At 69.7% G+C, this 25,517-nt stretch carries 28 protein-coding genes; 15 read left to right on the forward strand and 13 right to left on the reverse strand.

Going from position 1 to position 25,517, the window contains the following annotated elements; genetic code table 11:
* Positions 1-238: 238 nt before the first annotated feature.
* From ACFYPR_RS06150 to ACFYPR_RS06160, 3 genes are read right to left on the reverse strand one after another with little or no spacing between them, the layout of a single operon-like run.
* Positions 239-1,117: a hypothetical protein gene (locus ACFYPR_RS06150; protein ID WP_387258823.1), complete on the reverse strand. Its 879-nt coding sequence runs from the start codon at positions 1,115-1,117 to the stop codon at positions 239-241.
* 14 nt (positions 1,118-1,131) lie between these two features.
* Positions 1,132-3,369 (reverse strand): hypothetical protein, encoded by a 2,238-nt coding sequence (locus tag ACFYPR_RS06155; protein WP_387258825.1) that lies wholly within the window; start codon positions 3,367-3,369, stop codon positions 1,132-1,134.
* Between the two features lie 53 nt (positions 3,370-3,422).
* On the reverse strand, positions 3,423-4,169 hold the full coding sequence (locus ACFYPR_RS06160; protein WP_387258827.1) for a hypothetical protein: 747 nt from the start codon (positions 4,167-4,169) through the stop codon (positions 3,423-3,425).
* A 217-nt stretch (positions 4,170-4,386) separates the two neighbouring features.
* On the opposite strand from ACFYPR_RS06160, the gene ACFYPR_RS06165 reads away from it, so the two are divergent.
* From ACFYPR_RS06165 to ACFYPR_RS06175, 3 genes are all read left to right on the forward strand, one after another.
* A complete protein-coding gene (locus ACFYPR_RS06165; RefSeq protein ID WP_387258829.1) occupies positions 4,387-4,893 on the forward strand; it encodes a hypothetical protein in 507 nt (168 codons plus the stop codon).
* A gap of 239 nt (positions 4,894-5,132) precedes the next feature.
* A complete protein-coding gene (locus ACFYPR_RS06170) occupies positions 5,133-5,753 on the forward strand; it encodes a Crp/Fnr family transcriptional regulator (protein ID WP_387258830.1) in 621 nt (206 codons plus the stop codon).
* 513 nt (positions 5,754-6,266) lie between these two features.
* Positions 6,267-7,343 carry a hypothetical protein gene (locus tag ACFYPR_RS06175; RefSeq protein ID WP_387258832.1) on the forward strand — a complete coding sequence of 359 codons (1,077 nt, stop codon included), beginning with the start codon at positions 6,267-6,269 and terminating at the stop codon, positions 7,341-7,343.
* Here ACFYPR_RS06175 and ACFYPR_RS06180 read toward each other — a convergent pair.
* Together ACFYPR_RS06180 and ACFYPR_RS06185 are read right to left on the reverse strand one after the other, a co-directional pair.
* Entirely contained in the window at positions 7,321-7,596 is a 276-nt protein-coding gene (locus ACFYPR_RS06180) for a hypothetical protein (protein WP_363936690.1), read from the reverse strand. The genes ACFYPR_RS06175 and ACFYPR_RS06180 overlap by 23 nt on opposite strands.
* Before the next feature lie 9 nt (positions 7,597-7,605).
* The gene (locus ACFYPR_RS06185) at positions 7,606-8,430 is read right to left on the reverse strand and encodes an SDR family NAD(P)-dependent oxidoreductase (protein WP_387259344.1); all 825 of its coding nucleotides are present in this window, start codon (positions 8,428-8,430) and stop codon (positions 7,606-7,608) included.
* Positions 8,431-8,557: 127 nt separating this feature from the next.
* On the opposite strand from ACFYPR_RS06185, the gene ACFYPR_RS06190 reads away from it, so the two are divergent.
* Positions 8,558-9,514, forward strand: a complete 957-nt coding sequence (locus tag ACFYPR_RS06190) for a CoA ester lyase (protein WP_354855926.1) — start codon at positions 8,558-8,560, stop codon at positions 9,512-9,514.
* A gap of 76 nt (positions 9,515-9,590) precedes the next feature.
* Here ACFYPR_RS06190 and ACFYPR_RS06195 read toward each other — a convergent pair whose 3' ends face one another.
* The gene (locus tag ACFYPR_RS06195; protein WP_387258833.1) at positions 9,591-10,088 is read right to left on the reverse strand and encodes a DUF4190 domain-containing protein; all 498 of its coding nucleotides are present in this window, start codon (positions 10,086-10,088) and stop codon (positions 9,591-9,593) included.
* Between the two features lie 117 nt (positions 10,089-10,205).
* On the opposite strand from ACFYPR_RS06195, the gene ACFYPR_RS06200 reads away from it, so the two are divergent.
* Complete coding sequence (locus ACFYPR_RS06200) at positions 10,206-11,111, forward strand: SDR family NAD(P)-dependent oxidoreductase (protein ID WP_363936685.1); 906 nt, start codon at positions 10,206-10,208, stop codon at positions 11,109-11,111.
* 13 nt (positions 11,112-11,124) lie between these two features.
* Here the strand turns inward: ACFYPR_RS06200 and ACFYPR_RS06205 are convergent, their stop codons facing one another.
* Positions 11,125-11,661, reverse strand: coding sequence for a DUF4190 domain-containing protein (locus tag ACFYPR_RS06205; protein ID WP_387258836.1), 537 nt, complete (start codon positions 11,659-11,661; stop codon positions 11,125-11,127).
* Positions 11,662-11,837: 176 nt separating this feature from the next.
* On the opposite strand from ACFYPR_RS06205, the gene ACFYPR_RS06210 reads away from it, so the two are divergent.
* Positions 11,838-13,034 (forward strand): acyl-CoA dehydrogenase family protein, encoded by a 1,197-nt coding sequence (locus tag ACFYPR_RS06210; RefSeq protein ID WP_354855922.1) that lies wholly within the window; start codon positions 11,838-11,840, stop codon positions 13,032-13,034.
* Here the strand turns inward: ACFYPR_RS06210 and ACFYPR_RS06215 are convergent.
* The 3 genes from ACFYPR_RS06215 to ACFYPR_RS06225 form a co-directional block, all read right to left on the reverse strand.
* On the reverse strand, positions 13,015-13,755 hold the full coding sequence (locus ACFYPR_RS06215) for a hypothetical protein (RefSeq protein ID WP_355066731.1): 741 nt from the start codon (positions 13,753-13,755) through the stop codon (positions 13,015-13,017). The genes ACFYPR_RS06210 and ACFYPR_RS06215 overlap by 20 nt on opposite strands.
* Before the next feature lie 166 nt (positions 13,756-13,921).
* Entirely contained in the window at positions 13,922-14,329 is a 408-nt protein-coding gene (locus ACFYPR_RS06220) for a CoA-binding protein (RefSeq protein ID WP_355066732.1), read from the reverse strand.
* 26 nt (positions 14,330-14,355) lie between these two features.
* Complete coding sequence (locus tag ACFYPR_RS06225; RefSeq protein ID WP_387258839.1) at positions 14,356-16,422, reverse strand: intein-containing Rv2578c family radical SAM protein; 2,067 nt, start codon at positions 16,420-16,422, stop codon at positions 14,356-14,358.
* A gap of 92 nt (positions 16,423-16,514) precedes the next feature.
* Here ACFYPR_RS06225 and ACFYPR_RS06230 point away from each other — a divergent pair, with 92 nt between their 5' ends.
* Positions 16,515-16,934 (forward strand): DUF393 domain-containing protein, encoded by a 420-nt coding sequence (locus ACFYPR_RS06230; protein ID WP_354855918.1) that lies wholly within the window; start codon positions 16,515-16,517, stop codon positions 16,932-16,934.
* On the opposite strand, the gene ACFYPR_RS06235 is transcribed toward ACFYPR_RS06230, so the two are convergent.
* From ACFYPR_RS06235 to trxA, 3 genes are all read right to left on the reverse strand, one after another.
* Complete coding sequence (locus ACFYPR_RS06235) at positions 16,898-17,869, reverse strand: MFS transporter permease (protein WP_363936677.1); 972 nt, start codon at positions 17,867-17,869, stop codon at positions 16,898-16,900. The two genes, ACFYPR_RS06230 and ACFYPR_RS06235, sit on opposite strands and share 37 nt — an antisense overlap.
* On the reverse strand, positions 17,866-18,306 hold the full coding sequence (locus ACFYPR_RS06240; RefSeq protein ID WP_354855916.1) for a hypothetical protein: 441 nt from the start codon (positions 18,304-18,306) through the stop codon (positions 17,866-17,868). Before ACFYPR_RS06240 ends, ACFYPR_RS06235 begins: the two co-directional genes overlap by 4 nt.
* A gap of 153 nt (positions 18,307-18,459) precedes the next feature.
* Positions 18,460-18,822, reverse strand: coding sequence for a thioredoxin (trxA, locus tag ACFYPR_RS06245; protein WP_030329190.1), 363 nt, complete (start codon positions 18,820-18,822; stop codon positions 18,460-18,462).
* A gap of 548 nt (positions 18,823-19,370) precedes the next feature.
* Between trxA and ACFYPR_RS06250 the strand changes: the two genes are divergently transcribed.
* The 8 genes from ACFYPR_RS06250 (at position 19,371) to ACFYPR_RS06285 (ending at position 25,389) form a co-directional block, all read left to right on the forward strand.
* Complete coding sequence (locus ACFYPR_RS06250; RefSeq protein ID WP_354855915.1) at positions 19,371-19,886, forward strand: MaoC family dehydratase; 516 nt, start codon at positions 19,371-19,373, stop codon at positions 19,884-19,886.
* A gap of 104 nt (positions 19,887-19,990) precedes the next feature.
* Positions 19,991-20,515, forward strand: a complete 525-nt coding sequence (locus tag ACFYPR_RS06255; protein WP_354855914.1) for a hypothetical protein — start codon at positions 19,991-19,993, stop codon at positions 20,513-20,515.
* A gap of 53 nt (positions 20,516-20,568) precedes the next feature.
* On the forward strand, positions 20,569-21,192 hold the full coding sequence (locus tag ACFYPR_RS06260; RefSeq protein WP_354855972.1) for an RNA methyltransferase: 624 nt from the start codon (positions 20,569-20,571) through the stop codon (positions 21,190-21,192).
* Positions 21,193-21,241: 49 nt separating this feature from the next.
* On the forward strand, positions 21,242-21,952 hold the full coding sequence (locus ACFYPR_RS06265) for a DUF6758 family protein (protein ID WP_354855913.1): 711 nt from the start codon (positions 21,242-21,244) through the stop codon (positions 21,950-21,952).
* A gap of 116 nt (positions 21,953-22,068) precedes the next feature.
* A complete protein-coding gene (locus tag ACFYPR_RS06270; protein ID WP_007455302.1) occupies positions 22,069-22,227 on the forward strand; it encodes a hypothetical protein in 159 nt (52 codons plus the stop codon).
* A gap of 6 nt (positions 22,228-22,233) precedes the next feature.
* On the forward strand, positions 22,234-23,109 hold the full coding sequence (locus tag ACFYPR_RS06275) for a PH domain-containing protein (protein ID WP_354855912.1): 876 nt from the start codon (positions 22,234-22,236) through the stop codon (positions 23,107-23,109).
* 103 nt (positions 23,110-23,212) lie between these two features.
* The gene (locus ACFYPR_RS06280) at positions 23,213-24,130 is read left to right on the forward strand and encodes a SigE family RNA polymerase sigma factor (RefSeq protein ID WP_387258842.1); all 918 of its coding nucleotides are present in this window, start codon (positions 23,213-23,215) and stop codon (positions 24,128-24,130) included.
* 56 nt (positions 24,131-24,186) lie between these two features.
* Entirely contained in the window at positions 24,187-25,389 is a 1,203-nt protein-coding gene (locus ACFYPR_RS06285; RefSeq protein ID WP_387258844.1) for a hypothetical protein, read from the forward strand.
* Positions 25,390-25,517: the final 128 nt, after the last annotated feature.

Genomic DNA, 25,517 nt, shown 5'->3' on the forward strand with positions numbered 1-25,517 from the left:
CGGCCTGCCGAGGCGGTGTGGACAGCAGTCTTACGATATCGGCACGCTGGCGGTCCGCAGCCCCGAAACCGTCCGGTCCGGTCGGGAGCTGACCAGCGCAAGCACCGCGACGGCACGCAGGGTCAGTGCGGCGTAATCGGCGCTCATGTTGACGGTAGGCCGCGTTGTCACGTACCAGCGGTGATTGCATCTCAAAATTGGCCGCCTCCTTTCACCCATGACTTCCCAGACAGGAGGGTCACTGCACCTTGGTGCCGTTTGAGGTTGGGCGGTAGGTAGTCGACAAGAGGTCAGGAACGTCGGCTAGGACGTCGTTAAGCAGCCTGATGACCTCGTCAGCCTCGTGCGCCTCCAAGGGCTGCCCGACGCGTCCGCTACGTCGGAGTATTTCGTCTAGGCGAGCAGCAAGAAGGTCTATGTTCGTCTTTTCTTCTGCGGTCACAAACTGTTCGATGACGCTGGCCAGATGCTCGTCGGTCAGATGGGCTGCAGCATGCGCGCGAGGGCTGTGGCGCAGCCGGTCTAGCACCGCGATCCAACGTTGGGTCAGTTGGTCGGTCCGCTGGGCTCGTCGCAGGAGTAACTCGTGCTCGCCTTCCTCCTGGATCCGTTGGAGGTGGATCGCTCGAAGTTGTTCACGTACCTCCGGGTCGAGACGGACCCTCACCTCGGGCCGGCAGCAAAGAACGATCCCCCGTCGTTCATAAGTGCGGTAGCTTCGCGAGAGTTCCCGGTTGAGGCGGTACTCGAGTTCGCCGGCCTGTTGCGGGTGAAAATGTCGTGCCAGCTCAGCACACTGTCTCTCAACATCTCTCCGTGCTAGGTCGGCAAACTGCAACGACCAGGCACCTAGCAGTTCTTCGCTCAGCTTTTCCGCGTGCCAGGTCAGCAGCACCTGGATCTCAAACGTGAAGACGAACCCGCGTGCCGGCACGATAATGGGCTGGGACAGCCGACGGCGTTGGCTGACGCTCTCCGGGACGGATTGCCGGATCGGCGGTGGCGGACCGGCGAGGAGGCGGCGCGCAGCGAGCCACAGCCGCCTCAGCCATGCTTTCAGGTCTCGCCACCTAAGGACGATGGCATTCGTAGAAGCAACAGCGTTGGGGGAGGTCATGGGAGCTCCTGAACTCAAGCAGCCGAAGCAAAATGGGATAGGGCACCGGCTCGTGATAGCCAGTAGGCGAACCGTGGCTGCACGCTCGGGTCGAGGACGAGATTCCGGAGCAGGGCGCGAAAGGCCTCGGCGGTCGGTGGGTATGCCCGGAAGGATCGCAGCCAGTGACCCAGTTGGCGCCAACCGTTCTCTGCAAGATCGGGATCCAAGAGGATTAAGCGCCAGATCGCCGCCACATCTTCTAAGGCTCGGGGCGATGCGCCTGCTAGCGAGAGCAACGGAAACTGGCCGGGAAAGTGAAGTTCCGACGTTGTCAACCGGCTGAACGCGCGACCGGCCGCGACCTCAAGGACGGAATCCTCACTTTGTGACCATTTCTTGAGTAGAACCAAGATCGGGGCATGGCCGAGATCTCCGGCCAGTCGAGCGACCGACTCCGTGACCTCGTGGCCGAGATAGCCGTGGGCGTTTCGAGCAACGTGGGTCAGGTCGTGCCATAATCGGTTGTGATTTGCGGTGCGGAAGCCCATAGACCATGCCTTGGCGGCTGTGTCGCGTTCGAATGCGGCGTGAGACCGGGCGAGGGAGGAGATTTCCACGCTCACACGGCTGCTGATCCGGTGGCTCGGTGATCTGTCGGGGGTCCCTGAGTTGGCAAGGTTGGCCGCAGCCACCAGCGCCGCCGCAGCCGCTCGGCGAAGGGCGGGCTTCCGGTCTTTCGCCCAGTTGCTGATCACGCTGCCATAAACTTGATCGAAGTCATGACAGGCGAACCCGGCAGCAGCGACTGCTGCGCAGTGCTTGAAATCCTCAGCGGGATGAGTGGCCAGCGCGTCCAACCACCCGATGAGTGCCGACCTACTGTTGTCGAATTCGTTCCAGGAAACGTCCAGAAGTGCCCGAACCATATCCGGCTCCACCTGCGCCATCCGGGTCGCCACGTCAGGCCGGAGCCGATCTGCTAGCTTCTCCTCGCCGTCCCAGTCGCCGGCAAGGTCGTCACCGAGCAGTGTGGGAAGGCTGTGTACCAGCGCGGGCCGGCCGATGGCGGGATGGGCGAAGAGCCCATCGAGCTTCTCTAGCAATAGCCCGGCCGCATCCGTCACGTGGGCGACCGGATGGCCAGAAAAGACTGCATAGGTGACTCGTAGCGCCCTGCGGTGCTGCATTTGGCGGTGTTGGTAGTCGCTGTCGGCGGTAGGCATCTCCAAGATGGCGCGTGCACGAACACGTCGCCGCACTTCTCCGGACGGAAGCAGTGCGGCCAGTTCTTCATTGCTTTGCGGAAGTCTGGTCGCGATAACTTCCGCCTGCTGTGCGCATTCTCGGGGCCGAGCCAACAGCGTCACGCCGCGGCGGAGGAGATCGTTTTTCAAGAGCCTCCGAGCGTAGCGGATCCCGCAGTGCCCGTCGCAGTGCTCATGGCCGTCAACACAGCGGCCATGGAGGTTATAGACGAGGTGCCGACGGAACACGGCTGTCGGATCGAAACTGCTTTTCTGAAACACCTCCGCGTGATGAAGCACGCCGTCTGGCACGTCTAGGTCGCGAACCAAAACTGCACTCGATTCTTGCTGCTCAAAGGTTCGCTCCAAAGCTCGGAGTAGCCCAGCAGTGGCGTTGGCGCCGAGTCGAATGATGTAGCCATGCCCCTTCTGCAGCAGATCCGCGTGATCTCGGATCTGCAAAGGATCGCTGGACTCGGGGAGCATGATCTCTCGAACGCGTTCTTGGCCGTGGCGAGCGACGAGTGCAGCGCAGGCAGTCGTCGAGCGCCCCGTGCCAACCGGACCTGCGAGGCCAACTACCGGGCTTCGACCCAAGCGTTGTGTTAGGTCACCGAAACATGCAGGCTTGACTAACGTGGCTACCTTGAGTTTAATCCTGCGAACGGGATCGGCACTTAGTCGAGCGCGATCGTCTTGGCCGATGTTGATGATGTTGCCGATGATCCGCGCATAGTCGCCATAGACCGTCGGTCCTTCGTTTCGGACGTCGTCGAACCGGAAGCGATTGCCCTGCCGTGGCATCCATGCTCTGAGCGTCGGATTGGACTGCATGAAGTCGGCAGAGTTGCCAGACTCGTCGATCTCCGCTGGATCCTCCGACTGGTCCTCTGCCTCTTTGTCCTCCTCACGGGCCTTGGTGTCGCGCAGATCGACGCCCGCCTCGTCCCGGTCATGCTCGGGTTTCCCTGCTGTTGCCGGCTGCTTCGAATCGTCCACCTCCGGCCCGGAGCCGGGCGTTTCCACACCAGGCCCTGCATCGACTGGTAACGGCTCGTCAGCGGGGGGACGGTGGGGAGTCACCGTTCTCGCTCCTCGTCGTCGCGCCACACCGCGTGTGAGCCGTAGGCGCGGCCGTGGTCGCCGTACACGGTAGGCCCGTTATTCGTGACGGTGCCAAAGTCGAACCTGCTACCGCCGGACGGACTTGCTGCTGATGGCCTCGTCTTTCCACCACTACGGCGAGCGTCGCCCGGACCATCAGCGGCGGGCACGAAGGGACCGCAGTTGATATTTTCGTCTGGCACAAACACCCAGGCCTCGTCCACGAAGGACTTCACCTCAACATCTACCCGACGGAAGCGGTCTGGCCGGATGCCGCTATAGGACTGGCAAACGACGTCGCGGTGAATTGTTCCTGATACGATTAGCGCTACTGCAGCGTCGGGGAATAAGCCCAATGCCTCCCGCGCAGGATCGGCATTGACCAGCCGAGCGGCTGTGACGACTGCCTTGCCGGCGAAACCGTTTTCCCCCCGTACTACCAGCCCCTGATGTAAGGCGACACGCATCCGGATACGAGCGTGGTCCGCGGCTTGCCGATTGTGGTCGCGCAGAACCCGGTCCATTGCCGGCACGAGTTCGGCAACGATCCTCGGCTCCGAGGTCCCAGGCGGAAAGATTGCGAACTCCCCGTCCCCGCTCGCCTGGGTGACCCAGCCACTCCGGTCCAGCCCGCAAAGCTTGGCAGCGTCTCGCATGATCTTTTGGAAGTTCCTCTGGGCATGGAACTGTCCCATGTCGTCGTTCCTGCTGTAGCTTTCCATGTCCACAAACATGATCAGCCGCCGGTCCGCCTGCGCTGCCGGTGTCATCTCGCCCCCCTCGTGCCTCGCCTTGCTTGCGAGACCATGTCACTTATAGCGAGGCGCGACGGTGGGAATGCCATCGAAGTACGGGTTTCGGGAATGAGGTTGTTGTCGTCTTTGCGTCAAGCCGTACTTCGAAGGGGTCTGGCTGAGACGCCACGGCTTGACTGATGCCATGAGCATCCCTCAGTTCCCGGTGTCATCCGGTACCGCCGACGTGGAACGAGCGTTGGCCACGGCTCGCATTCATCAAGACTCGATCCAGCACGCCGATACCAAGATCGCGAGGCTCGTTGGTGTCTACGGAGCGCTGGCGGGCCTCATCGCCAGTAGCCTGCCCACGCGATCTGAACTGGCAGGCACGCCAGGGCTGGGTCTAGCCCTTGGCCTCACCTGCGTCGTGTTCATCTGCTCGCTGGTCGCCGGTGCCCGGCAACTGGCGCTCGGCTTCCGCCCAGTGGTGACCGGACCAGAGGGACCGAACCGTTTCGGCTTTCCCGATCCTCAATCGCCACCCATCGCCCTAGTCGCTGGTCAGGAGAGCAATGAGGCGTGGCGGCTCGTGATGCTGCTCGGGCAGATCGCGTACGGCAAGCACTGTCGGGTGCGTTCGGCGCTTCCGTGGACCTTCGTTGCAGTCGCCTCGGCAACGTCATCGCTGGTCGTTGCTTCCTTCCTGTGACTGGCATGCCGCTGCTCGGATACCTTCTGCCGGCCGACTGCATCGACCAGAATGGTTGCTGTGTCGATGCAACCGCAACCAGGCCGAGCATCGCGACGTCCGACGGCGAACGGGGTGCTGACATGCAACACCACCAGGACCGACCACAGGGCCTGTCACCGTGGCCTCCGGGGTCCCTACTCAGCTACCTGACCCCGCCAGTCCGCACCGCGCTCCTTGCCATCGGTACAGCCGTTAGGGTGGAGCCGGGAGACCGCATCCTTCGCGAAGGCGACGAGGGTAGTCATATGGTGCTGCTCCGCGATGCGTTGGCGAAGGTAACTGTCAATATGTCAGATGGGCGTCAAGCCCTTCTAGCAATCAGGGTTTCGGGTGACGTCGTCGGTGAGATCTCGGCGCTGGGCGGCGCACCGCGCACCGCCACGGTCACCAGCTGCGGCGACGGGGTGGTCAACGTTATGCATCGGCGGGATTGGCATCCATTTTTGCAGGGTCACCCCGAGGCGGCGCTTGCGCTAGCGGGCACCACGGCTGCACGTTTCCGCTGGGCGAACCAGCGAAGGGTCGACTTCGCCTCTTACCCGGCGAAGGTCCGATTGGCTAGGGTCTTGGCAGAACTATCGGCCGCACACGGAGAGTCGGTGCCGGCCGGCAGAACTCTTGGCGTGATGCTGACTCAAACGGAGTTGGCGACCTTGAGTGGCGCAGCGGAGCCGACGGTGGAGAAAGCGCTCCGCGAGCTTCGGCAGGCCGGAGTTCTTGAGACGGGATACCGCCAGATCACCATACGTGATTTGGCGACCCTGCGGCAGGTGGGGCTAATGCCGAACGTGCGACATGGGTGGACCAAAGGCAGCTGAAGGGTTGGAGTCCAACCGACCCGTATCGAACGATGTCCGAGTGAAGGCGAAGCGCCCTCCCTGCCGCGTATCTTCTCTGGCCTCTTACGGTTCTTGACTACCGTGAAGAGCCAGACCCGCCACGCCCTCGGCCGACTCCGCGTACTCGCCCCCGAACTGGCCGAACTTGTCGGCCGTGACCCGCAGGAGGTGGCACGGTGACCGCCCGGCTCTCCGAAGCGCTGCGGCGCCTCGCCGACGACGTGCCGCCCGCGCGCGTAACCGGCGGGGTTCTTCGACGCGGCGCGGACCCGGCACCGCCGTCGCCGGGCCGCCGTCGCGGGAGCGCTCGCCGTCCTGGTCCTGCTCCTGGGCACCGGGTACGCGCTGCGCCCGGTCGCCCTGCCGATCCCCGCCGGCCCGAGGCACGACGCCCCCGGCCTGCCCACCAGACTCGTCGACCCGCCGCTGCGAACCGCCTCGGTGCGGGCCTCGGCACCTGGCACGGCGGCGATGCTCTTCGGCGGTCCCGCCGTGCGCACCGATTGGTTCGAGACCCGGATGGGTGTGCTCGCCGCGGACGCCGACCGCTATCGGGTGCTGGACGCCGGTTCGGCCGTCGCGGGCTTCGAGGCGATGCTGTCCCCGGACGGCCGGTACGCCTCGATCGGTGCGACACTGCTCGACCTGCGGACCGGGAAGCTCACCCCGGATCGCACGGGCGGCTACCCGCTCGCGTTCGCGCCGAACGGGGAGCGTCTCGTCTACGCCGAGGACGACACGACGTTCACCCCGCCCAACAGCTACGGCACCCCGTACGTCGGTGTCTACGACCGCAAACTCGGCGCGGATGTGCTGCGGGTGCGGGTCGGGACGGCCTGGATTCCGCCCGGACGCACGGCCGCGCTCTCGCCCGACGGCGGGGAGTTGGCCCTCCAGGTCCGCGACGAGGTCTGGCTCACTCGGGTGGCCGACGCGGGCGCCGATCGGGTCGCCGAGCCGTACCGGAAGCTGCCGCTCGCCGGCGGCCGGCTCGCCGGGGCCGGGTCCTGGTCGCCGGACGGCGGATCGGTGGCGGTCCTGGATCGGTCCACCTGCGACGACTGCCCGGTGCCGTCCTTCCGGCGCACCTGGACGCTGGCGTTGCGATCCACCGTCGACGGTTCGCCCGTGGCCGGTGCCGCGTTCCCCCCGCTGCCTTCCCGCACGTTCGTGCAACTGCTCGGCTGGCGCTCGGCCGAGGAGGCGGTCGCGTTGGTCGGGGTGCCGGGGCCGGCGGCGGTGGACCGCCCGGACGACCACGACGTGGCCTGGGAGCCGTATCACGAGCCCGGAACGGAGGCGGTGGAACTCGTGGCGCTGCGCCGGGGCGCGCTCGCGCCGGAGGTGCTCTTCCGCACCCCGGAGGGCATCACTGAGCTGTCGGTCGCCGCCGACCTGGCGATCGACGGGGCGGTACGCGAATCCGGTCGCCCCGACTACGGGCCGCTGCCGTTCTGGGCGCTCGCGGCGGGGTTCGTGCTGGTGGTCCTGGTGGCGCTGCCCGTGCTGGGGTGGCTGCGGCGGTGGCGCGGCCGCCGTCGCCGGCCTAGCCCTCGTGCACCTCGATGACGCGGGTGGCCGGGGCGGCCTCGCCGAGGGCGGTGCGCAGGGCCGCCCGCTCCGGGTCGACCAGGAACGACTCGTAGCCGGCCCGCCCGTCGAAGGTGATCACGTGCACCTCGGCCCGCCCGTCCGTGCCGCGCAGCCGTCGTTCCAGCCGGCCACCGTGCCGGTCGAGCAGCGCCAGCACGGTGTCCTCGTAGCGCTGCCCAGCGGCCTCGGCCCCGGCCGGATACTCGACGACTGCGACAAGGGTCAGCATGACGCCACGCTATCCGTCGATGCCGACGGCCGTGGCGCTGGCTTCCCAGAGCAGGGCCGCGAGCCGCGGGTCGGCTGCCTTGCGGTACGGCCGGCGTGGCCGGCGGTTGTAGTAGTACGCCCCGTTGATGAGCCGGGCCGGATCCTGGTTGGCCAGCCAGACCAGCGTTTCGGCGCCCTTCTCGGGGCTGCGGAACGGCAGGAACCGCATGCCGAACGCGACCATCCGGCTGTCGTTGGCGAACCTCGTACGCACCACGCCGGGGTGGAAGCTGTGCGTGGGGATGTGCGGCCAGCGGCGGGCCGCCTCGGCGGCGAACAGAATGTTGGCCTGCTTGCTGGTGCCGTACGCGGCCATCGACCGGTAACGGCGCAGCGGCTTGTTGAGGTCGGCCGGGTCGAGCCCGCCGTAGCGGTGCGCGCCCGAGGCGGTCACCACTATCCGGCCCACCCGGTCGGCGAGCAGGTTGGTCAGCAGGAAGGGGGCCAGGTGGTTGGCCTGGATCGACAGCTCGAAGCCGTCGACGGTGGTGAGCGGTTGGAGCGCGATGGCCCCGGCGTTGTTGGCCAGCACGTCGATCCGGTCGTACGCGTCGCGCAGCCGCTCGGCGAGCCCGCGTACGTCGTCGAGCACGGCGAAGTCGGCCCGGAACAGCTCGGGACGCTCGCCCGAGGTCTCCCGTACCCGTTCCGCCGCGGCCTGCAGGCGGGCCGGATCCCGTCCGACCAGCACCACCTGGTCTCCGCGGCACGCGAAGCTCACCGCGGCGGCCAACCCGATGCCGGAGCTTGCCCCGGTCACCACCACCAGCCGACGCCCAGTGAGATCTTCCACAGGTCCATTCACCCCGGTCATGGCGCGAGGTTACCGTGACGTCACCACGCCCTTTGGGATCGTTAAGTTTTCTTCGGAGTCAGGTGGCGTCGGCGTGCTCGCCGATCGCTGGAAGAGGAGCGCATTCATGGCCGCAGTCGGTCGTCCCCGCCGGTCCTGCCTCGCCGTGCCGGGTTCCAGCGTCAAGATGCTCGGCAAGGCCCAGGGTCTCCCCGCCGACCAGGTCTTCCTCGATCTGGAGGACGCCGTGGCGCCGCTGGCCAAGCCGGATGCGCGCAAGAACATCGTGGCCGCCCTCAACGACGGTGACTGGGCCGGCAAGACCCGGGTGGTCCGGGTCAACGACCTGACGACCCCGTGGACCTACCGGGACGTCATCGAGGTGGTAGAGGGCGCCGGCGCGAACCTGGACTGCATCATGCTGCCGAAGGTGCAGAACGCCGCCCAGGTGCAGTGGCTGGACCTGACGCTCACCCAGATCGAGAAGACGATCGGCCTTGAGGTAGGCCGGATCGGCATTGAGGCGCAGATCGAGAACGCGGCGGGTCTGGTCAACGTGGACGCCATCGCGGCCGCCTCGCCGCGCGTGGAGACCATCATCTTCGGCCCGGCCGACTTCATGGCGTCGATCAACATGAGGTCGCTGGTGGTCGGCGGCCTGATCCCGGACTACCCGGGCGACCCGTACCACTACATCCTCATGCGGATCCTGATGGCCGCGCGGATGCACGACAAGCAGGCCATCGACGGCCCCTTCCTGCAGATCCGCGACGTCGACGCGTTCCGCGAGGTGGCCAAGCGGTCGGCGGCGCTGGGCTTCGACGGCAAGTGGGTGCTGCACCCGGGCCAGATCGACGCCGCCAACGAGATCTACCAGCCGGCCCAGGCCGACTACGACCACGCCGAGCTGATCCTCGACGCGTACGAGCACTACACCTCGGAGGCCGGCGGCAAGCTCGGCGCGGTGATGCTCGGCGACGAGATGATCGACGAAGCGTCCCGCAAGATGGCGCTGGTCATCGCCGCCAAGGGCCGCGCCGCCGGGATGAGCCGTACCTCGTCGTTCACCCCACCGGCGCAGTGACGCCTCGGGCCGGGTCGGTAGCCGCCCGCTGCCGACCCGGCCTACCAGCCGGCGGTACGCGGACCCGACGACCGAGTCAGTAGCTGCTGTCGCTGCCGGCGCCCGTCGTGACCGCGAAGACGATCGCGACGACGTAGAACGCGATCGCCAGCACCATCAGCGCGGTGACGATCCAGCCGACGATGATGCCGGCCTTCGCCATTCCCTCGCCGCCCTCGCCGCTGACCCGGATCTGCTTCTGCGCCACATGGCCGAGGATCGCCCCGATCGGCGCGGTGATGCCGCAGGTGGTCAGGCCGGCCAGGGCCAGCACGAGCGCCGCGATGGCCAGCCCGTTGGTCTTCGGCGGTGGCGGGTACCCGTAACCGGGGTGCGGCGGGTAGCCGGGCGGCGCGTACGCGCCCGGCGGCAGCTGCCCACCCGCGTACGGGTCGACCGGCGCGTACGGGTTTGCGGGGCTGGGTTGGGTCGGTATCGGCTGGCCGGCCACCAGGGTCGGGTCCGGCGGCGCGCTCGACGGTTGAGCCGACCAGGTGGGGTCGGTCCAACCGCCGGGGGGTGGGGGATTGGTCATGCGAACTCTCCGTCGGCTCGGGTGCGCCGTCAGAGTAGCCAGGGGTGCCCAAACCCGATGCCCCCGCTACCGGGTGCCGCGTTGCTCGGGCCGGTCGTAACGGGCAGGATCCCTGGCATGGCAATAGACGCGCGCGCCGCGGACCGTTCCGGCAGCCGACCGCGACGGGACGTGAGCCGTCCGGGTGCGGGCCGCCGCGGTCGGGCGGCCACGCCGGCCGGCGCACCCGGCCCCGACGAACCGGTCGCACTCGCGGACCCGGTGACCATGCGGCTCGACGGTCGGGTCGCCCTGGTGACCGGGGCCGGCAGCCCGGACGGCATCGGCTACGCCACCGCCCGGCGGCTCGCCGACCTGGGGGCGCGGGTGGCCATCGTCAGCACCACCCGGCGCATCCACGAGCGGGCCGGTGAGCTGGGGGCGACCGGGTTCGTCGCGGACCTGACCGACGAGTCCGAGGTCGGCGCGCTGGCGGACGCGGTCGCCGAGCAGTTGGGTGACGTCGAGGTGCTGGTCAACAACGCCGGTCTGGCCAGCCGGGCCAGCCAGGGGGTGCTGCGCCCCGTCGCGCAGCTGACCTACGACGAGTGGCGCGGCGAGATCGACCGCAACCTGTCCACCGCGTTCCTGTGCAGTCGCGCGTTCATCGGCGGGATGGCCGAGCGGGGCTGGGGGCGGATCGTCAACCTGGCGGCCACCGCCGGGCCGGTCAACGCTCTGCCCACCGAGGCCGCGTACGCCGCCGCGAAGGCCGGTGTCGTCGGGCTGACCCGTGCGCTGGCCATGGAGATGATCGCCGACGGGGTGACCGTGAACGCGGTGGCGCCCGGCACCATCTACACGGCGGCGTCCACGATGGCCGAGATCAAGCAGGGCCTGGGCACACCGGTCGGTCGGCCGGGCACCCCGGACGAGGTAGCCGCGGCCATCAGCTTCCTCTGCTCGCCGGCCGCCTCGTACATCACCGGCCAGATGCTTGTGGTGGACGGCGGCAACAGCGTCCGGGAGGCGCGCTTCCGCTGATCGGCCGGGCGGGTCAGTAGCCGCCGCTGTCACCGGTGCTGCTGAAAATGACCAGCGCCAGCCAGCCGCAGCAGGCCAGCAGGGTCAGCGCGGTGAAGGCGTAGCCGAGGATCAGCCCCCAGGTGGCGAGCTGGTCGCCGTCCTCACCGCTGGTGCGGATCTGTCGCTTGGCCACGTGGCCGAGCACGGCGCCCGCCGGGGGGAACACGAAGGCGAACACCAGCGACAGGATCGCCAGCACGTTGGTGCCCCGACCGGGTCCGGACGGCGGCGGGCCGTACTGGCCGTAGGGGCCCTGCGGCGGGTACGGCGGCTGCTGCCCCCAGTGCGCCGGCTGGTGCGGCTTCTGCTGCTCGTACGGCGACGGCTCGTCGGCGGGGGGCCCGTACGGCGAGCGTTCCGGCGACCCGAACGACGACTGGTCCGGCGGCGGCGGGTACGGCGACTGGCCGGCCGGCGGTGGCGCGTACGGCGACTGGTCCCGGGGTGGCTCGTAGGGTGACGGCGGCGGCTCGTCCCCCGGGGGGCCCGACGGTGGCGGGTAGCTCACGGCTGTCCTCCTCCTGCCGGTGCCGGAAAAGTCCTTCTTGCCGGACGGTACCCGCAGCGGTGAACCTTTTCACAGCGGTTGTGTGGACTGGTCACCTTGGCCTTGCCGACCCGGAGGCCGATACTGACCGAGCGTTCAGTTACCCATGAGTAGTGCGCTGATCCCCGGAGGCTGAGATGGCCCGACTCGCCCAGACGCCCGGCCTGACCGATGTGCAGCGATCGATCCTGGAGACCGTCCGGGAGTTCGCCGACAAGGAGATCATCCCGCACGCCCAGCGGCTGGAGCACGCCGACGAGTACCCCACCGACATCCTCGACGGGATGCGCGAGATGGGGCTGTTCGGCCTCACCATCGACGAGGAGTACGGCGGGCTCGGCGAGTCGCTGCTCACGTACGCCCTCGTGGTGGAGCAGCTGTCCCGGGGCTGGATGTCGATCTCCGGCATCGTCAACACCCACTTCATCGTGGCGTACCTGATCTCCCAGCACGGCTCCGCCGAGCAGAAGGCCCGCCTCCTGCCGAAGATGGCCACCGGCGAGGTGCGTGGCGCTTTCTCGATGTCCGAGCCGGAGACCGGCTCCGACGTCTCGGCGATCAAGTCCCGGGCCGTTCGCGACGGCGACAGCTACGTGCTCAACGGGCAGAAGATGTGGCTGACCAACGGGGCGTACTCCTCGGTGGTGGCCACCCTGGTCAAGACCGACACCGGCGCCGAGTCGGTGTACGGCAACATGAGCACCTTCCTGCTGGAGAAGGAACCGGGCTTCGGCGAGACAGCCCCCGGCCTCACCATCCCCGGCAAGATCGAGAAAATGGGTTACAAGGGCGTCGAGACCACTGAGATGGTGCTCGACGGGGTGACCGTGCCCGACTCGGCCATCCTCGGCGGCGCCGACAAGGTGGGCCGCGGTTTCTACCAGATGATGGACGGCATCGAGGTGGGCCGCGTCAACGTGGCCGCCCGCGCCTGCGGCATCTCCATCCGCGCCTTCGAGTTGGCCGTCGCGTACGCCCAGCAGCGCAAGACCTTCGGCCAGCCGCTCGCCAGGCACCAGGCGATCGCGTTCAAGCTCGCCGAGATGGGCACGAAGATCGAGGCCGCGCACGCCCTCATGGTCAACGCCGCCCGCCTCAAGGACGCCGGCCAGCGCAACGACGTCGAGGCCGGGATGGCCAAGCTGCTCGCTTCGGAGTACTGCGCGGAGGTCGTGCAGGAGGCGTTCCGCATCCACGGCGGCTACGGCTACTCCAAGGAGTACGAGATCGAGCGGCTGATGCGCGAGGCCCCGTTCCTGCTCATCGGCGAGGGCACCTCGGAGATCCAGAAGACCATCATCTCCCGCGGCCTGCTCAAGGAGTACAAGCTCTGAGCTGCCCCTGATCCGGCTCGACGGCCAGCTCCCGCGATCGGAACCGGTAGTCCTCGAGCGCGGCGATCAGCCGGTCCTCCGGCACCGCCGTGTCCCGGCCGCCGACCACCGGCGCCGGCCGCAGCGACTGCCAGACCGCCGGCCGCAGCCGCACCCCGTTCAGCCGGCCGTCGCGCCGGTGCGGGCTGACCCGGTCGATGTTCGTCCAGTCCACGATCTGGCGGCCGTGCCGGATCTCGCTGGCGGTCAGCGCCAGCCTTCCGGTGAAGCGCGTCTCCTCGTAGACCCCACGACCGAGCCAGGCCGCGACCCCGACGGCGAGCACCGGCCGCGTCAGTTCGACCCACCGGCCGTGCGGGGGCAGGCTGGCGATCAGCCACCCTCCGATCGCGAGCAGCGTGGTCGCACCGGCCGCCAGGTCGACCCACCCGGCGAGCGACCGGCGTGCCACCAGGCCCGGTTCGACGGCGTCCAGGCCGGAGGCACGCTCCCGCCAGCGCAGATGCCCGGTCCGCCGTGGCCACCACCGCCCGGTCAGCCACCGCATGCCGATGGCCGACCAGACCGCCAGGCTGGCGGTGGACGGGTTGATCCGAGGGGGCGCAAGCAGCCCACCGGCGACCCCGGCCGTCACCACCAACCCGGCCGTCAGAGCCAGGATCCGGCGCGGCCAGAGCCCGTCGCCCAGCGCCGGTACGCGGCCGCGCCGCGGGATGACCATGCCCGCAGCGTACGACCACCGGGAACCCAGTGAAGCGGGTCAGGCCGGCGGCGCGCTCGACGACGAGATGTTCGTGCCAATGCCGGCCGCTCACGTCGTGCCCACCGGCCTGTCGACGGCTTCCGGTCCGTCCGGCCGTCGGCCAGCCCGTCGGACCGACGCGGGATCAGCCGAGCCGGGTCAGGCCGGCGGCGGCGCGCTCGACGATGAGGCAGCGGTCCTCGACGTAGTCCATCCCGGCCGCCTCGGCGATCCGTCGCGCCTCGGCCGAGACGATGCCCAGTTGCAGCCAGACGGCCGGAGCGCCGATCGCCGCCGCGTCCCGCACGACCTGCACGGCGTCGGCCGCCGGCCGGAACACGTCCACCAGATCCACCGGGTGCGGGATGTCGGCCAGCGTCGGGTACGCCCGCTCGCCGAAGAGTTCGTCGACTGTCGGGTTGACCGGGATGATCCGCCAGCCGTACTGCTGCATCTGCAACGGCACGCCGTGCGCGGCCTTGCGCGGGTCGCGCGACGCGCCGACGACGGCGATGACGGCGGAGTCGGCGAGGATCTGCTGAGCGGTGCGCACCCGCCGACTGTAGCGCCGCCTGCTGGCTAGAGCAGGGTCAGCTGCTCGGCGGCCGGCGGTGGGGGCGGCTCGGGCAGCCGACGGTTGTCACCCACTTCGCCCCGGTGCAGCCCGTGGCGGCGGGCCGCGATCCGCACCCGGGCGGTCAGCTCCCGCTGGTACGGCTGCGGGGCGTACGCGCCGGCCCGGTAGAGCTCGCGGTAGCGGGGCGCGAGGTGCGGGTGCTCCCGAGCGAGCCACTGCGCGTACCACTCCCGGGCGCCTGGGCGCAGGTGCAGCGCCAGTGGCGTCACGCTGGTCGCCCCGGCGGCCGCGATCGCCGACACGGTGGCGTCGATCGACTCGTCGCCGTCGCTCAGCCCGGGCAGGATCGGCGCCATCAGCACCCCGACCTCGAAGCCGGCGTCGGTGAGTCGGCGGACCGCGTCGAGCCGGCGGCTCGGGTGCGGCGTGCCCGGCTCGACGCCACGCCAGAGCTGCTCGTCGACGAAGCCCACCGAGTAGGAGATGCCGACTCTGGTCACCTCGGCGGCCTGGCGCAGCAGCGGCAGGTCTCGCAGGATCAGCGTGCCCTTGGTCAGGATCGAGAACGGGTTGGCGAAGTCGCGCAGGGCCGCGATGATCTGCGGCATCAGCCGGTAACGCCCCTCGGCCCTCTGGTAGCAGTCCACGTTGGTGCCCATGGCCACGTGCGCGCCCCGCCACTTCGGCGCGGCCAGCTCCCGCCGTACCAGCTCACCGGCGTTGACCTTCACGATCACCTGCCGGTCGAAGTCCGCACCGGCATCAAGATCGAGATAGGTGTGGGTGTTTCTGGCGAAGCAGTTGTGGCTCACGACTCCGTCGGCGATGAAGTCGCCGGTGCCGGTGGTGATGTCCCACAGCGGCAACTCCAGCCCGAGCGCTTGAATGTCGACAACCCTGAGTGCGGCCTTGCATTTCAGAGCGGCACCCGCGATCGAACGCTTGCGAGTGATGGCCGGGTCGGTCAGGTGGAAGAAGCGCAACCGCGCCGGGAGACCGCCGGTCAGCCGTACATAGCGCAGGCGGTTCGTCCGCCTCCGGTCCTCGAGGACGGTGGCGAATCCAAAGGCGCGCAGTGCTTCCGTCGTGTGGCTGAGGACCTGATCGTCGCAGTTGGCGATTCTCAGGATGCCCTGGCTGCAACTGCCTTCGGCATCGAAGATGCCAGCAAGGAACCCTCGTTGCCAGTCAGGAGTCGAATGCTGCGGCCATTGGACGATCTCCCTGATTGCATCGACCTTCTGCTTTCCCGAGGCGCGGATCGCCTCCATCGGCCGCCGGTCGGGCCTGGCCTGGCCAAAGGAGGTGCGGCTTGTGTCGACGCCCTCTTCCTTCAGATACCGCTCGGTACGATCGAGGGCCTCGCTGTCCGCGAGCGCCAAGCGGAACTGGTGACTCCAGCTCCTGCCTGTGGCGTAGGTGCCTATGGTTCCGTCGCCGCGCACCATGCCGCAGAGATAGCCGCGACGGTAGTCGTGGGAGGCCTTCGGAGTTGTCTCGAACGCCCCAGTGCCGATCAGGCGACTGTTGGTGGTGAGGTAGGGCCGTTGATCGGCGCCGAACATGCCGCCGGTGATGTGTTTCCAGCCTCGCTCCGTCAGGAAGCGGTGGTCCCCGCTGGCGACGAGCGTCGTGCCGTCCTCCAGGGTGACGCGATAAGCCGGTTTCACGGTGGACCACTTGTCGAGGACGGTGGTGACGACGTATCGGCGGTAGGCGCCGCGTCGCTCGGTCCCGTAGATGCGGTCGCCCGACTCCAGCTCGCTGATCGGTTTCGTGCGTCCGTCCGCCATCAGAATGGGGGTGTCGCCCGATACGCAGTAAACACAAGCATGACTGCATCCTCGGTACGGGTTGATCGTCCACTCGAAGGGCACGCGGGACTGGCCGGGCACCCGGTTGAGGATGGACTTGGCCTGCACCTCGTGAAAGGTCATCCCGGCGAACTCAGGGGTGTCGAAGGTGCGCACGATGGCGCCGGGCAGCGCCAGCGGCAGGGGTGGCGTCGCTGGCGCTGCCCGCTCGGGGTCTCCCTCAACCGGGGGAGCGGTGAGGTTGTCCCAGCGCATGGCCACTATTCGAACACGTGTACGAGGCACGCGCAAGTGACTCGCCGGACACCGGAGCCCACCGGGCGGTCGCGCGGGGGAGGATGGACGCCATGGAGAGGTCGACCTTCGTCTACGACGGGGACTGCGCGTTCTGCACGAGTTGCGCGGAGTTCATCGAACGCCGCATCCCCACCGCCGCCCGGGTGGTGCCCTGGCAGTTCGCCGATCTGGACGCGCTCGGCCTCACGGCCGCCCAGTGCGAGGAGGCCGTGCAGTGGGTCGGCGCGGATGGCTCACGCGCCGCCGGGCCGGACGCCATCGCGAAGTTGCTCGCCGCGAGTGGTCCGCTCTGGCGGGTCGCCGGAGCGGGGCTGCGGTTTCCGCCGGCGCGCGCCGTGGCCTGGCCCGCGTACCGCTGGGTGGCGCGCAACCGGCACCGGCTCCCGGGCGGCACGGCGGCGTGCTCGCTGCCGCAGGAGGCCCGGGAGCGGCTCTACGGGCCGGCCGGCCGCCCGAGCGCCGGGGCCTGATCCCCGAGCCGCGCCGGCTCCGTGCCGGCGTCCGCCGGGGCCTGATCGCGTGGTTCGGGGTCGGCGTTCGGTGGGGCCGGCTCCGGCGCGTCCGTCGGTGCGCCGGGGGTCTCGCGGCCGGTCAACCGGCGGGCCCAGACCAGCGGGCGGACCCGCTCCAGCGGCAGGAAGCTCGTCATCGCGGCGAGGTGGGGTGCGAACGAGATCGTGATGGTCGCGATGGTCACCACGTGGAACGAGTAGAAGAAGCCGACCATGGCCAGTCGCCAGCGGGCCGGCAGCAGGAACACCACGGGGCTGAACAGTTCGAAGGCCACGATGCCGAACTGGGCGACGATCAGCAGGTACGGCACCTGGGCGATGAGGTCCGCCAGGTCGGTGCCACGTCGGATGATGGCCCGCGCCAGCACCGAGCCGGTCAGCCAGTCCAGGCCGCCGAAGCGCAGCTTGGCCCAGGCCGCCAGGAAGTACGTGCAGATCACCGCGATCTGGGTGACCCGCAGCGCCCAGCCGCCGGCCTCGGTGCGGGTGGTGTCGCCGTGGCGGGCCCGGCCGGCGGTGGGCAGCACGGCCAGTGCGACGAGGAGCCCGAACCGGTCGTGGTCGACCTTTCCGTAGCTCATCGCGATGATCATCCACTCGAGGTAGAGCGCGCAGACCGACCAGCCGAGCAGCCGGGGCGCCCGGCCGGTCGCGGCGAGCAGGGTGAGCAGCAGCAGCACCCAGAAGATCACCGCCACCACCGTCGGCGTCGGCGTCGGCAGCGGGAGCAGCCGGCCGATCAGCAGGGGCTGGTACAGCTCACCGGGCACGCTGGCCCTGGTGCGTACCCATGGGGTGAAGACCACCAGGTCGGCGGCGACGAAGAGGTAGATCAGGGTGCGGAAGGCGGCGATCCGGCCGCGCGGCACCGCCTCGGTCAGCCAGCCGCTCATCGGGAGACCTGCCAGCGGACCACGGTCTCGTCGGTGTGCTGCCCGGTGGGTCGGCCGGCGCGGATGCCGTGCCAGCGGATGACGATGCGGACCTCGACCAGCGCCGGGGCGTCCGGGTGGCGTTCGGCGTACGCGTCGGCCACCTCGGCGAGCAGCGTCGGGTCGGCTGCGTACCGGTCCTGCTGGCCCTCGATCTCGGCGCGGCGGATGCCGGTGGCGCCCTGGTCGAGGTCGACCACCGCGCCGGCGCTGTTCACCCCCTCCACGCGGGTGTCCGGGGCGGGGGCGTTCGGCGGGTTGGAGGTGGCGTACATCCGGAACGGGCCGAACGGAAAGTCGTCGTCGCTGCCCCAGAAGGTGCCGAGCAGCAGCAGGACGAGACCGAGGGCGGTCGCGCCCAGCCGGGTCGCGCGCCCGCGGGTGGTCAGGGTCTCCATCGGGTCGTGACGATACGGGATGTACCGGCCGTGCGGGGTCCCACCGATGGCCAGTTCCGCCTGCCCAGGTCGATGATCACGCGCCGGTGCCCGGGTACGACGAAGGGCCGGACCCGACCGGGCCCGGCCCTCGCGCGCCGTCACGGGGACGGCTCAGTGGTTGTGCTCGGCCAGCTGCTTGCGGACGTCGTCCATGTCCAGCGCCTCGACCTGCTCGATCAGGTTCTCCAGCGCGGACTCGGGAAGCGCGCCCGGCTGGGCGAAGACGATGACGCCGTCGCGGATCGCCATGATCGTCGGGATCGACCGGATGTCGAACTTCGCACCCAGCTCCTGCTGGGCCTCGGTGTCGACCTTGCCGAAGACGATGTTCTGGTGCTTCTCCGAGGAGCGCTCGTAGACCGGGGCGAACCGCTTGCACGGACCACACCAGTCGGCCCAGAAGTCGACCAGGACGATGCCGTCGTTGCCGGTCACCTCGTCGAAGTTCGCCGAGGTCAGCTCAACGGTTGCCATTGCACTCTCCGATCACCGCGGTTTGTCTGCGTCCCGTAGAACCAGGGCTGACCGTATCGAATTCCCGGGCCGTCCAGCACGAAACGTGCGCAGGGCTGCCCGGGGCCCTCGGCGGCCATCGAACTGCGTCAGTTCATCCCGTCCTGCGGAACGCAAGTGCATGACGCACTTGCGTGACCTGCGGTGATGGGAGCGGTTCCAAGGAGATCCACCCGATCGAGCGCTACGAATCGGTAACTTGAGCCCTGACGAGGAGGTATCCGGCCTGCGGAGATCGCTGATCACCCCGCTCTCCGTCACGCAGAGTAGTGTTACAAAAAGATAAATGTGACCTCGATCTCTGTCGAACCTACGCCGTCGTAGGGCAGAATTCCTCACATCAGAGCGTGGGCGGCGGGTGCCGGGGAGGGCCCCGCCGCTCATTGCGTCTCCCCTCGGGTGAGTGACCGGTGTGACATTTCCGCCGGGGTCCGGCCCCGACCGTCGCCTTAACCATCGGTAAGGCATGCTGTGCCGAACTCCATCGCCGCCCGTCGAAGGGGACCAGGATGCAGTTCGGCCGCTACTACGAGGAGTTCGAGGTCGGCGCGGTCTACCGGCACTGGCCGGGTAAGACCGTCACCGAGTACGACGACCACCTCTTCTGCCTGCTCACCATGAACCACCACCCGCTGCACATGGACGCGCACTACGCCGCGACGGCCAGCCAGTTCAAGCGCAACGTGGTGGTCGGCAACTACATCTACTCGCTGCTGCTCGGCATGTCGGTGCCGGACGTCAGCGGCAAGGCCATCGCCAACCTGGAGGTCGAGTCGCTGCGGCACGTGGCGCCCACCTTCCACGGCGACACCATCTACGGCGAGACGACGGTGCTGGACAAGCGCGAGTCCGGCTCCAAGCCAGACCGTGGCGTCGTGTCCGTGGAGACCCGGGGCTACAACCAGGACGGCACCATGGTCTGCGTGTTCCGCCGCAAGGTCATGGTCCCCAAGCGGGAGTACGCGGCCGACGCCGTCGCCGAGGGAGTGGACCCGGAGCGGCCCAGCTTCCCGAACCCGCGCTGAACCCCCGGCGGCGCTGAGCAGGAGTCGCCGCCGCCGAGGCACGGGCCTCCATCCCGCACAGCAGGTTCTGTCGGGGAGGGGGCCCGTCGCCCGTTTCGGGGCTTATGCTGGCGCCGGAGGTTCCGATGAGCCACTCCGTCGCCGGAGAGCCGCCCTCTGCCGGCCGCCGCGCCGCACCCTTGACCACCGCCGTCTACTCCGCCGCCGAGTGGGACCTGCTCACCAGCCTGCCCGCTCGGGTGCTCGTGGCCGCCGCAGCGCCAGGCGCCGGCCGCCCGGAGCGGGGGGTGATGGCGGGCCTCGCGGGTCTGGACGCGGTGGCTGCCGGCCGCGGGTTCGACAGTGATCTGGTCCGTGCCGTGGTCGCCGCGATCTACGCCCGCCACGACGGCGCCCCGGCGCCCGTCGAGCGACTCACCGACCTGGTGGACCTGCTGGTCGCGTGCCGGGCGGCCGTTCGGGTCCTGCGCCGGCGCGCTGATCCCGCCGACTCGGCCGCGTACCGCCAGTGGGTGCAGTCGGTCGCGGCCCGCGTCTGCCGGGCGGTGCCCGGCCCCGGCGGACGTCCGGCCAGCCCCGCCGACCAACGGTTCCTGGACCGGCTGGGTGACGCGCTCGGCCTCGGCTGAGGTCGGCGGGCCGTCGCGGCGGACGCCGAGGTGGCCCGTACCCTCTGATGACCGTGACCGACGACCAGCTTGAGGTGGGCGTGGGCCCCTGGCCGGGGGACCCGCCCGAGGACCCGCGCTACGACCCGGAGTTGCTGGCCGAGGGGGACCGGCGCAACGTGGTCGACCGCTACCGCTACTGGCGACACGACGCGATCGTCGCCGACCTGGACCGACGCCGGCACGGCTTCCACGTCGCCATCGAGAACTGGCAGCACGATTTCAACATCGGCACGGTGGTGCGCAACGCCAACGCCTTCAACGCCGCCGAGGTGCACATCGTCGGACGGCGACGGTGGAACCGGCGCGGCGCGATGGTCACCGACCGCTACCAGCACGTCCGGCACCACGCGACGATCGAGGAGTTCGTCGACTGGGCGGCGGGGCGGCGGCTGCCCGTGCTCGGCATCGACAACCTGCCCGGCTCCCGCCCGCTGGAGACCGGCGTCCTGCCGCGGGACTGCGTGCTGCTCTTCGGCCAGGAGGGGCCCGGCCTGTCCGAGCCCGCGCGCGCCGCCTGCGCTGCGCTCTACTCCATCGCCCAGTACGGCTCCACCCGGTCCATCAACGCGGGTGTGGCCAGCGGCATCGCCATGCACGCGTGGATCCGCACGCACGCCGGCCCGCCACCGGACTGACCCTCGCCCCGTCGGCGCAATCGGGCGTTTCCGGCTTGACGTGCCAGCGATGCCGGGTGACGGTGGGGTTGTGAGTGTCGCGGTGAGTTGTCCGAGATGCGGGGGCCCGGTACGGGCGCCGGATCTGATGCACACGGAGTCGAGGTGCCTGCGCTGCGGTCCCGTGCCGCCGCTGCACGTGCCCGAACACATCGGAGCGGAGATCGTCGCGAGCGTGGTGGAGCGGATCGCCGCGACCGCGGGTCCACCGGGGACGCCGCTGTGGTGCCCGTGGCCGCTGCCACCAGGTTGGACCCTCACCGGCGTGGCGTACGCCGGTGACGACCGCACCGGGGTACGGGCGACCGCGGTGGCCTGCGCGGGGCCGGCGCCGCTCGACGACGGTCCGGCGGATCTGGTCTTCGTGGCCGAGGAGCCGGGCGTCGGCCTGGGCACCCGGCTCGCCGGCCTGGCCGGCCCGGATCCCGGACCGGAACTCGTCGACGCGCTGACCGACCCCGGACCGGGGCATCCCGAGCACGTGGGGCAGGCCAGGATCCGCGTCGGCGGGCACCCGACTCCACTGTGGCTGGTGAATTCTCCGACGGATCGAAGCGCGTACGCCGGCGAGGCTCGGGGAATGTGGCTGCATGCGATAGCCTGGCCGGCGAGTGCGGGTCACCTCCTCGCGGAAGACGTCGTGTTGCACGACCTCACCGAGTGGACTCCGCCCGAGCTCGTGTACGGCGCACCATCCCCGTACCTGTCCGGGAGGGCTTGACAACCTTCCGGGTTTGACGGAGAACGGACGCAGATCTTCACTGTACGACACCACACTGATACTCTGGGTGCCGCTGCGGTAATGGGACCCGGCGCCGCGCGAGAGGATGGCCCGCCATGGTCAAGAAGGTCCTCACCTGGGCCGGAATCGCATTCTTGATCTTCTTCGTCGCCTATCGGCCAAACTCTGCGGCTGATGTTTTCAAGTCGCTGGGCGGCGGGATCATGGACATCGCCCAGGGGTTCGGCGACTTCTTCACCAGCCTCGTCGCCTAACCGTCGATGGGCAGCCCCTCCGGTCCACCCTTCGACCCGGACGACCCCGACCGGGAACGTCGCGAGCGCGACACCGAGCCGATACCGCGGATCGGGCCGGATGACGGCCCGGGCTACGGAGCCGGTCCCGGCCTGTCCGACGGGCCGTCCCTTTCGGACGACGTCGGCTACGGCGAAGGGCCCGGCTACGCCGGCGAAGGGCGGTCCGGCCGGGGCTGGATCCGTGATCCCGAGGCCGCCTACCAGCCACCGCAGATCTCCGAGGACGAGCTCGCGGGGCTGCGTGCCGACGCGACGGGGGCGACTCCCCGGCGGGTGCTTCCGTTGGAAGACGAGCCCAGCTCGCTGGTCGCCCGCTACCTCTTCCCCACCGAGCGCTACCGGGGCGAGTGGAAGCGGCACTGGATCCACCTCACCAACCCGATCCTGATCGGCATCGCGGCGACGTTCGTGCTCGGCTACCTGTCCGGTTTCCTCGCCGGCAACAACGTGGGCGCGCTGACGACCATCGCGGTGCTGCTCTGGTTCGCCGTCATGGGCTGGGTGGCCTGGAGAGTCGCCGACTGGTGGTATGACCGGTTCATCCTGACCAACAAGCGGGTCATGGTGGTCAACGGCATCGTCACCCGCAAGGTGGCCATGATGCCCCTGGTCCGGGTCACCGACATGAAGTACGAGCAGACGCCGACCGGCCGCGCACTCAACTACGGCACCTTCGTGCTGGAGTCCGCCGGCCAGGAGCAGGCGCTGCGCGAGATCAAGAACCTGCCCAACCCGAACGAGCTGTACCTGCGAGTCGTGGAAGAGATGTACGAGCCGCAGGCGGTCGAGGCGCGGTTGGGCAAGGAGGCCGACGAGGCCAAGGCCGACGACGGGGCGTGAAAGTTTTCGTCCGAACATCGGAGCAAGTGCGCACCTTTCGTCATGGACCGGCACGCCTCTGACGTGGCACTCTGCCAGGACGGTGTGGGTGCGGAGGTGTGCGGTGGCGAGCAGGGACCCGTTGGAGGAGGAGTTTCGCGAGTTCGTCGCGGCTCGCTCCGCCGCTCTGCTCCGTACCGCCTATCTGCTCGCCGGCGACTGGGCGACAGCCGAGGATCTGCTCCAGACGGCGCTGACCAAGACCTACCTCGCCTGGAAGCGGCTCGGCGGGATCGAGGCGGTCGAGCCGTACGCCCGTCGTGTCATGGTCAACACCTCGACGAGCTGGTGGCGGCGACGCTGGCACGGTGAGCGCCCCACCGAGGTGCTGCCCGAACGGCCCGGTGTCGACGAGATCGAGCAGCAGCTCGACCGCGACCTGCTCTGGCGGCACCTCAGGGAGCTGCCCAACCGGCAGCGGGCGGTGCTCGTCCTGCGCTACTACGAGGACATGTCGGAAGCACAGACGGCAGCGCTGCTGGACATCTCGCCGGGCACGGTGAAGAGCCAGGCCTCCCGGGCACTGGCCACGCTGCGCCGACGGATGGGCGCCGCCACCCCGGACCTGGCCGACGCCCCCGGGACGGACCGGAGCGCCAACACCGCTTCCTCCGGCCGGGGCCGCGACGCCGGCCTCTCCGCCGGGAGCCGCGACGCCACTCTCTCGGGTCGGGACCGTGGCGCTGCCCTCTCGGGTCGGGACCGTGGCGCTGCCCTCTCGGGTCGGGACCGTGGCGCTGCCCTCTCCGGCCGGGGCGACGCCGCGCGAGCTGGCCGAAGTGTCGACGCTGCCCGACCTGGTCCGGACGGGAGGGATGCGGGGGGCCGTGCCGCGGTGACGCCGCGTCCGGCGGCCGGCCGGGCCGGGCCGGGCGCGGTCGCACCCCGCCCGTCCGTGCCCCGCCCGATCGCACCGGCGGTCGAGCTGCCCACCGCTCCGGCGGTCGTGCCCGTCGGCACCGGCGCCGGGGACCAGCAGTGAGCGCATTCCCCCGGCGGCCCGACAACCTGACGGGCGGTCCGCAGCGTCCTAACCAGGTGCGACGTGACCAGCTGGAAGGTGCGGTGCGGGAGACTCTCTCGCACCAGGTCGCCGTCGCCCGTCCACTGACCGCCGACCCGGCCGGTCAGGCCATCCGCCGGGCCAAGCGGATCCGACGGCGGCGTGCCGGTGTCGGTGTCGCGCTCGGAATGGTCACCACCGTGCTGATCGGCGCCGGCATGACGCAGCTCGCCGACGAGACCGGCCGGCAGGGCCCGCCCATCGTCGTGATCGGCGATCCGGATCTGTCCGTCCGGCCGCTCCCCTCGGCCGCCGTCGCCCCACCCGCGCCGTCGCCCGGAACGCCCGCCGGTCTGCTCCTCGACGGCACCCTGATCAACGCCGACGGCAAGCGGCTGGCGCTGCCCAGCGTCGGCCCCGCCGAGCGCGCCCACAGCCGGCCCAGCGGCGCCGGTCTGCTGGTGGTCGGTGCCCCGACCACCGCCGGCCGTTCCCTCTGGGTCGCGCAGGACGACGGCCTGGTGCAGGTGCTGCTGGCCGGCGCGGGCCAGATCGTTCTCGCGCCGGACGCCAGCCAGGTCGCCTGGCGCGACGGCAAGGACCTGCTCGTGGCGGGGGTGGTCGGGAGCCAGCTCATCGGCACGGTACGCATTCCGGTCCCGGACGGCGCGGAACCCGTCCGGTTCGTCGGAAACAGCGTGCTGGTCCGGCTCGACCGGGACGGGCCGGCCCACGCCCTGTGGCGGCCCGGCGCGGGGGAGCTGACCGCGGTGTCCGAGCGGGGCACCCTGAACGTCTACGGTGCGCTGCCCGACGGGCGGCTGATCGGTCAGGTGTCCGCGAGCGGGCCGGGTGGGACCTGCCTGGCGGCGCTCGACCCGAAGCGGGCTCTGAAACCGGTACGCACCGCCTGCGGCGCACAGTTGAGCCTGGACGGCGCGGGCGGTGTGTCCGACGACGGGCGGTGGCTTCTGGTGAACGGGAAGGTCGGCGCGAGCGACCGGGCCCTCCTGGTCGATCTGCAGCGGCTCGGGACGACGCTGAACGCCATGCCGGCCGGCCCGGCGCTGAGTGGCGCTGTCGCCTGGACGACCCGGACGGACGTCTCCTACGTCGACAGCGCCGGCAAGCTGGTTCAGGTCGACGTCGAACGGGTGCGTGCCGGGCAACCGGCCGAGCCGGTGCCCGTGGCCGGCCTCCAGCCCGGTGACCGGCCGGTCCTGGTCACCGGCTCCTGATCCGCACCCGGGTCGCTCCCCGGAGTGGTCGCGGCGTCCCGCGCTGCGATCGATCGCCTCGGCTCGCTGGCCGGCGTTCCCGTCCCTGCGCCGCGGGGGCCTGGCCCACGGGCGGGCCCACGGCCTGG

It is taken from the genome of Micromonospora sp. NPDC005254, assembly GCF_042872525.1.
GTDB lineage: Bacteria > Actinomycetota > Actinomycetes > Mycobacteriales > Micromonosporaceae > Micromonospora.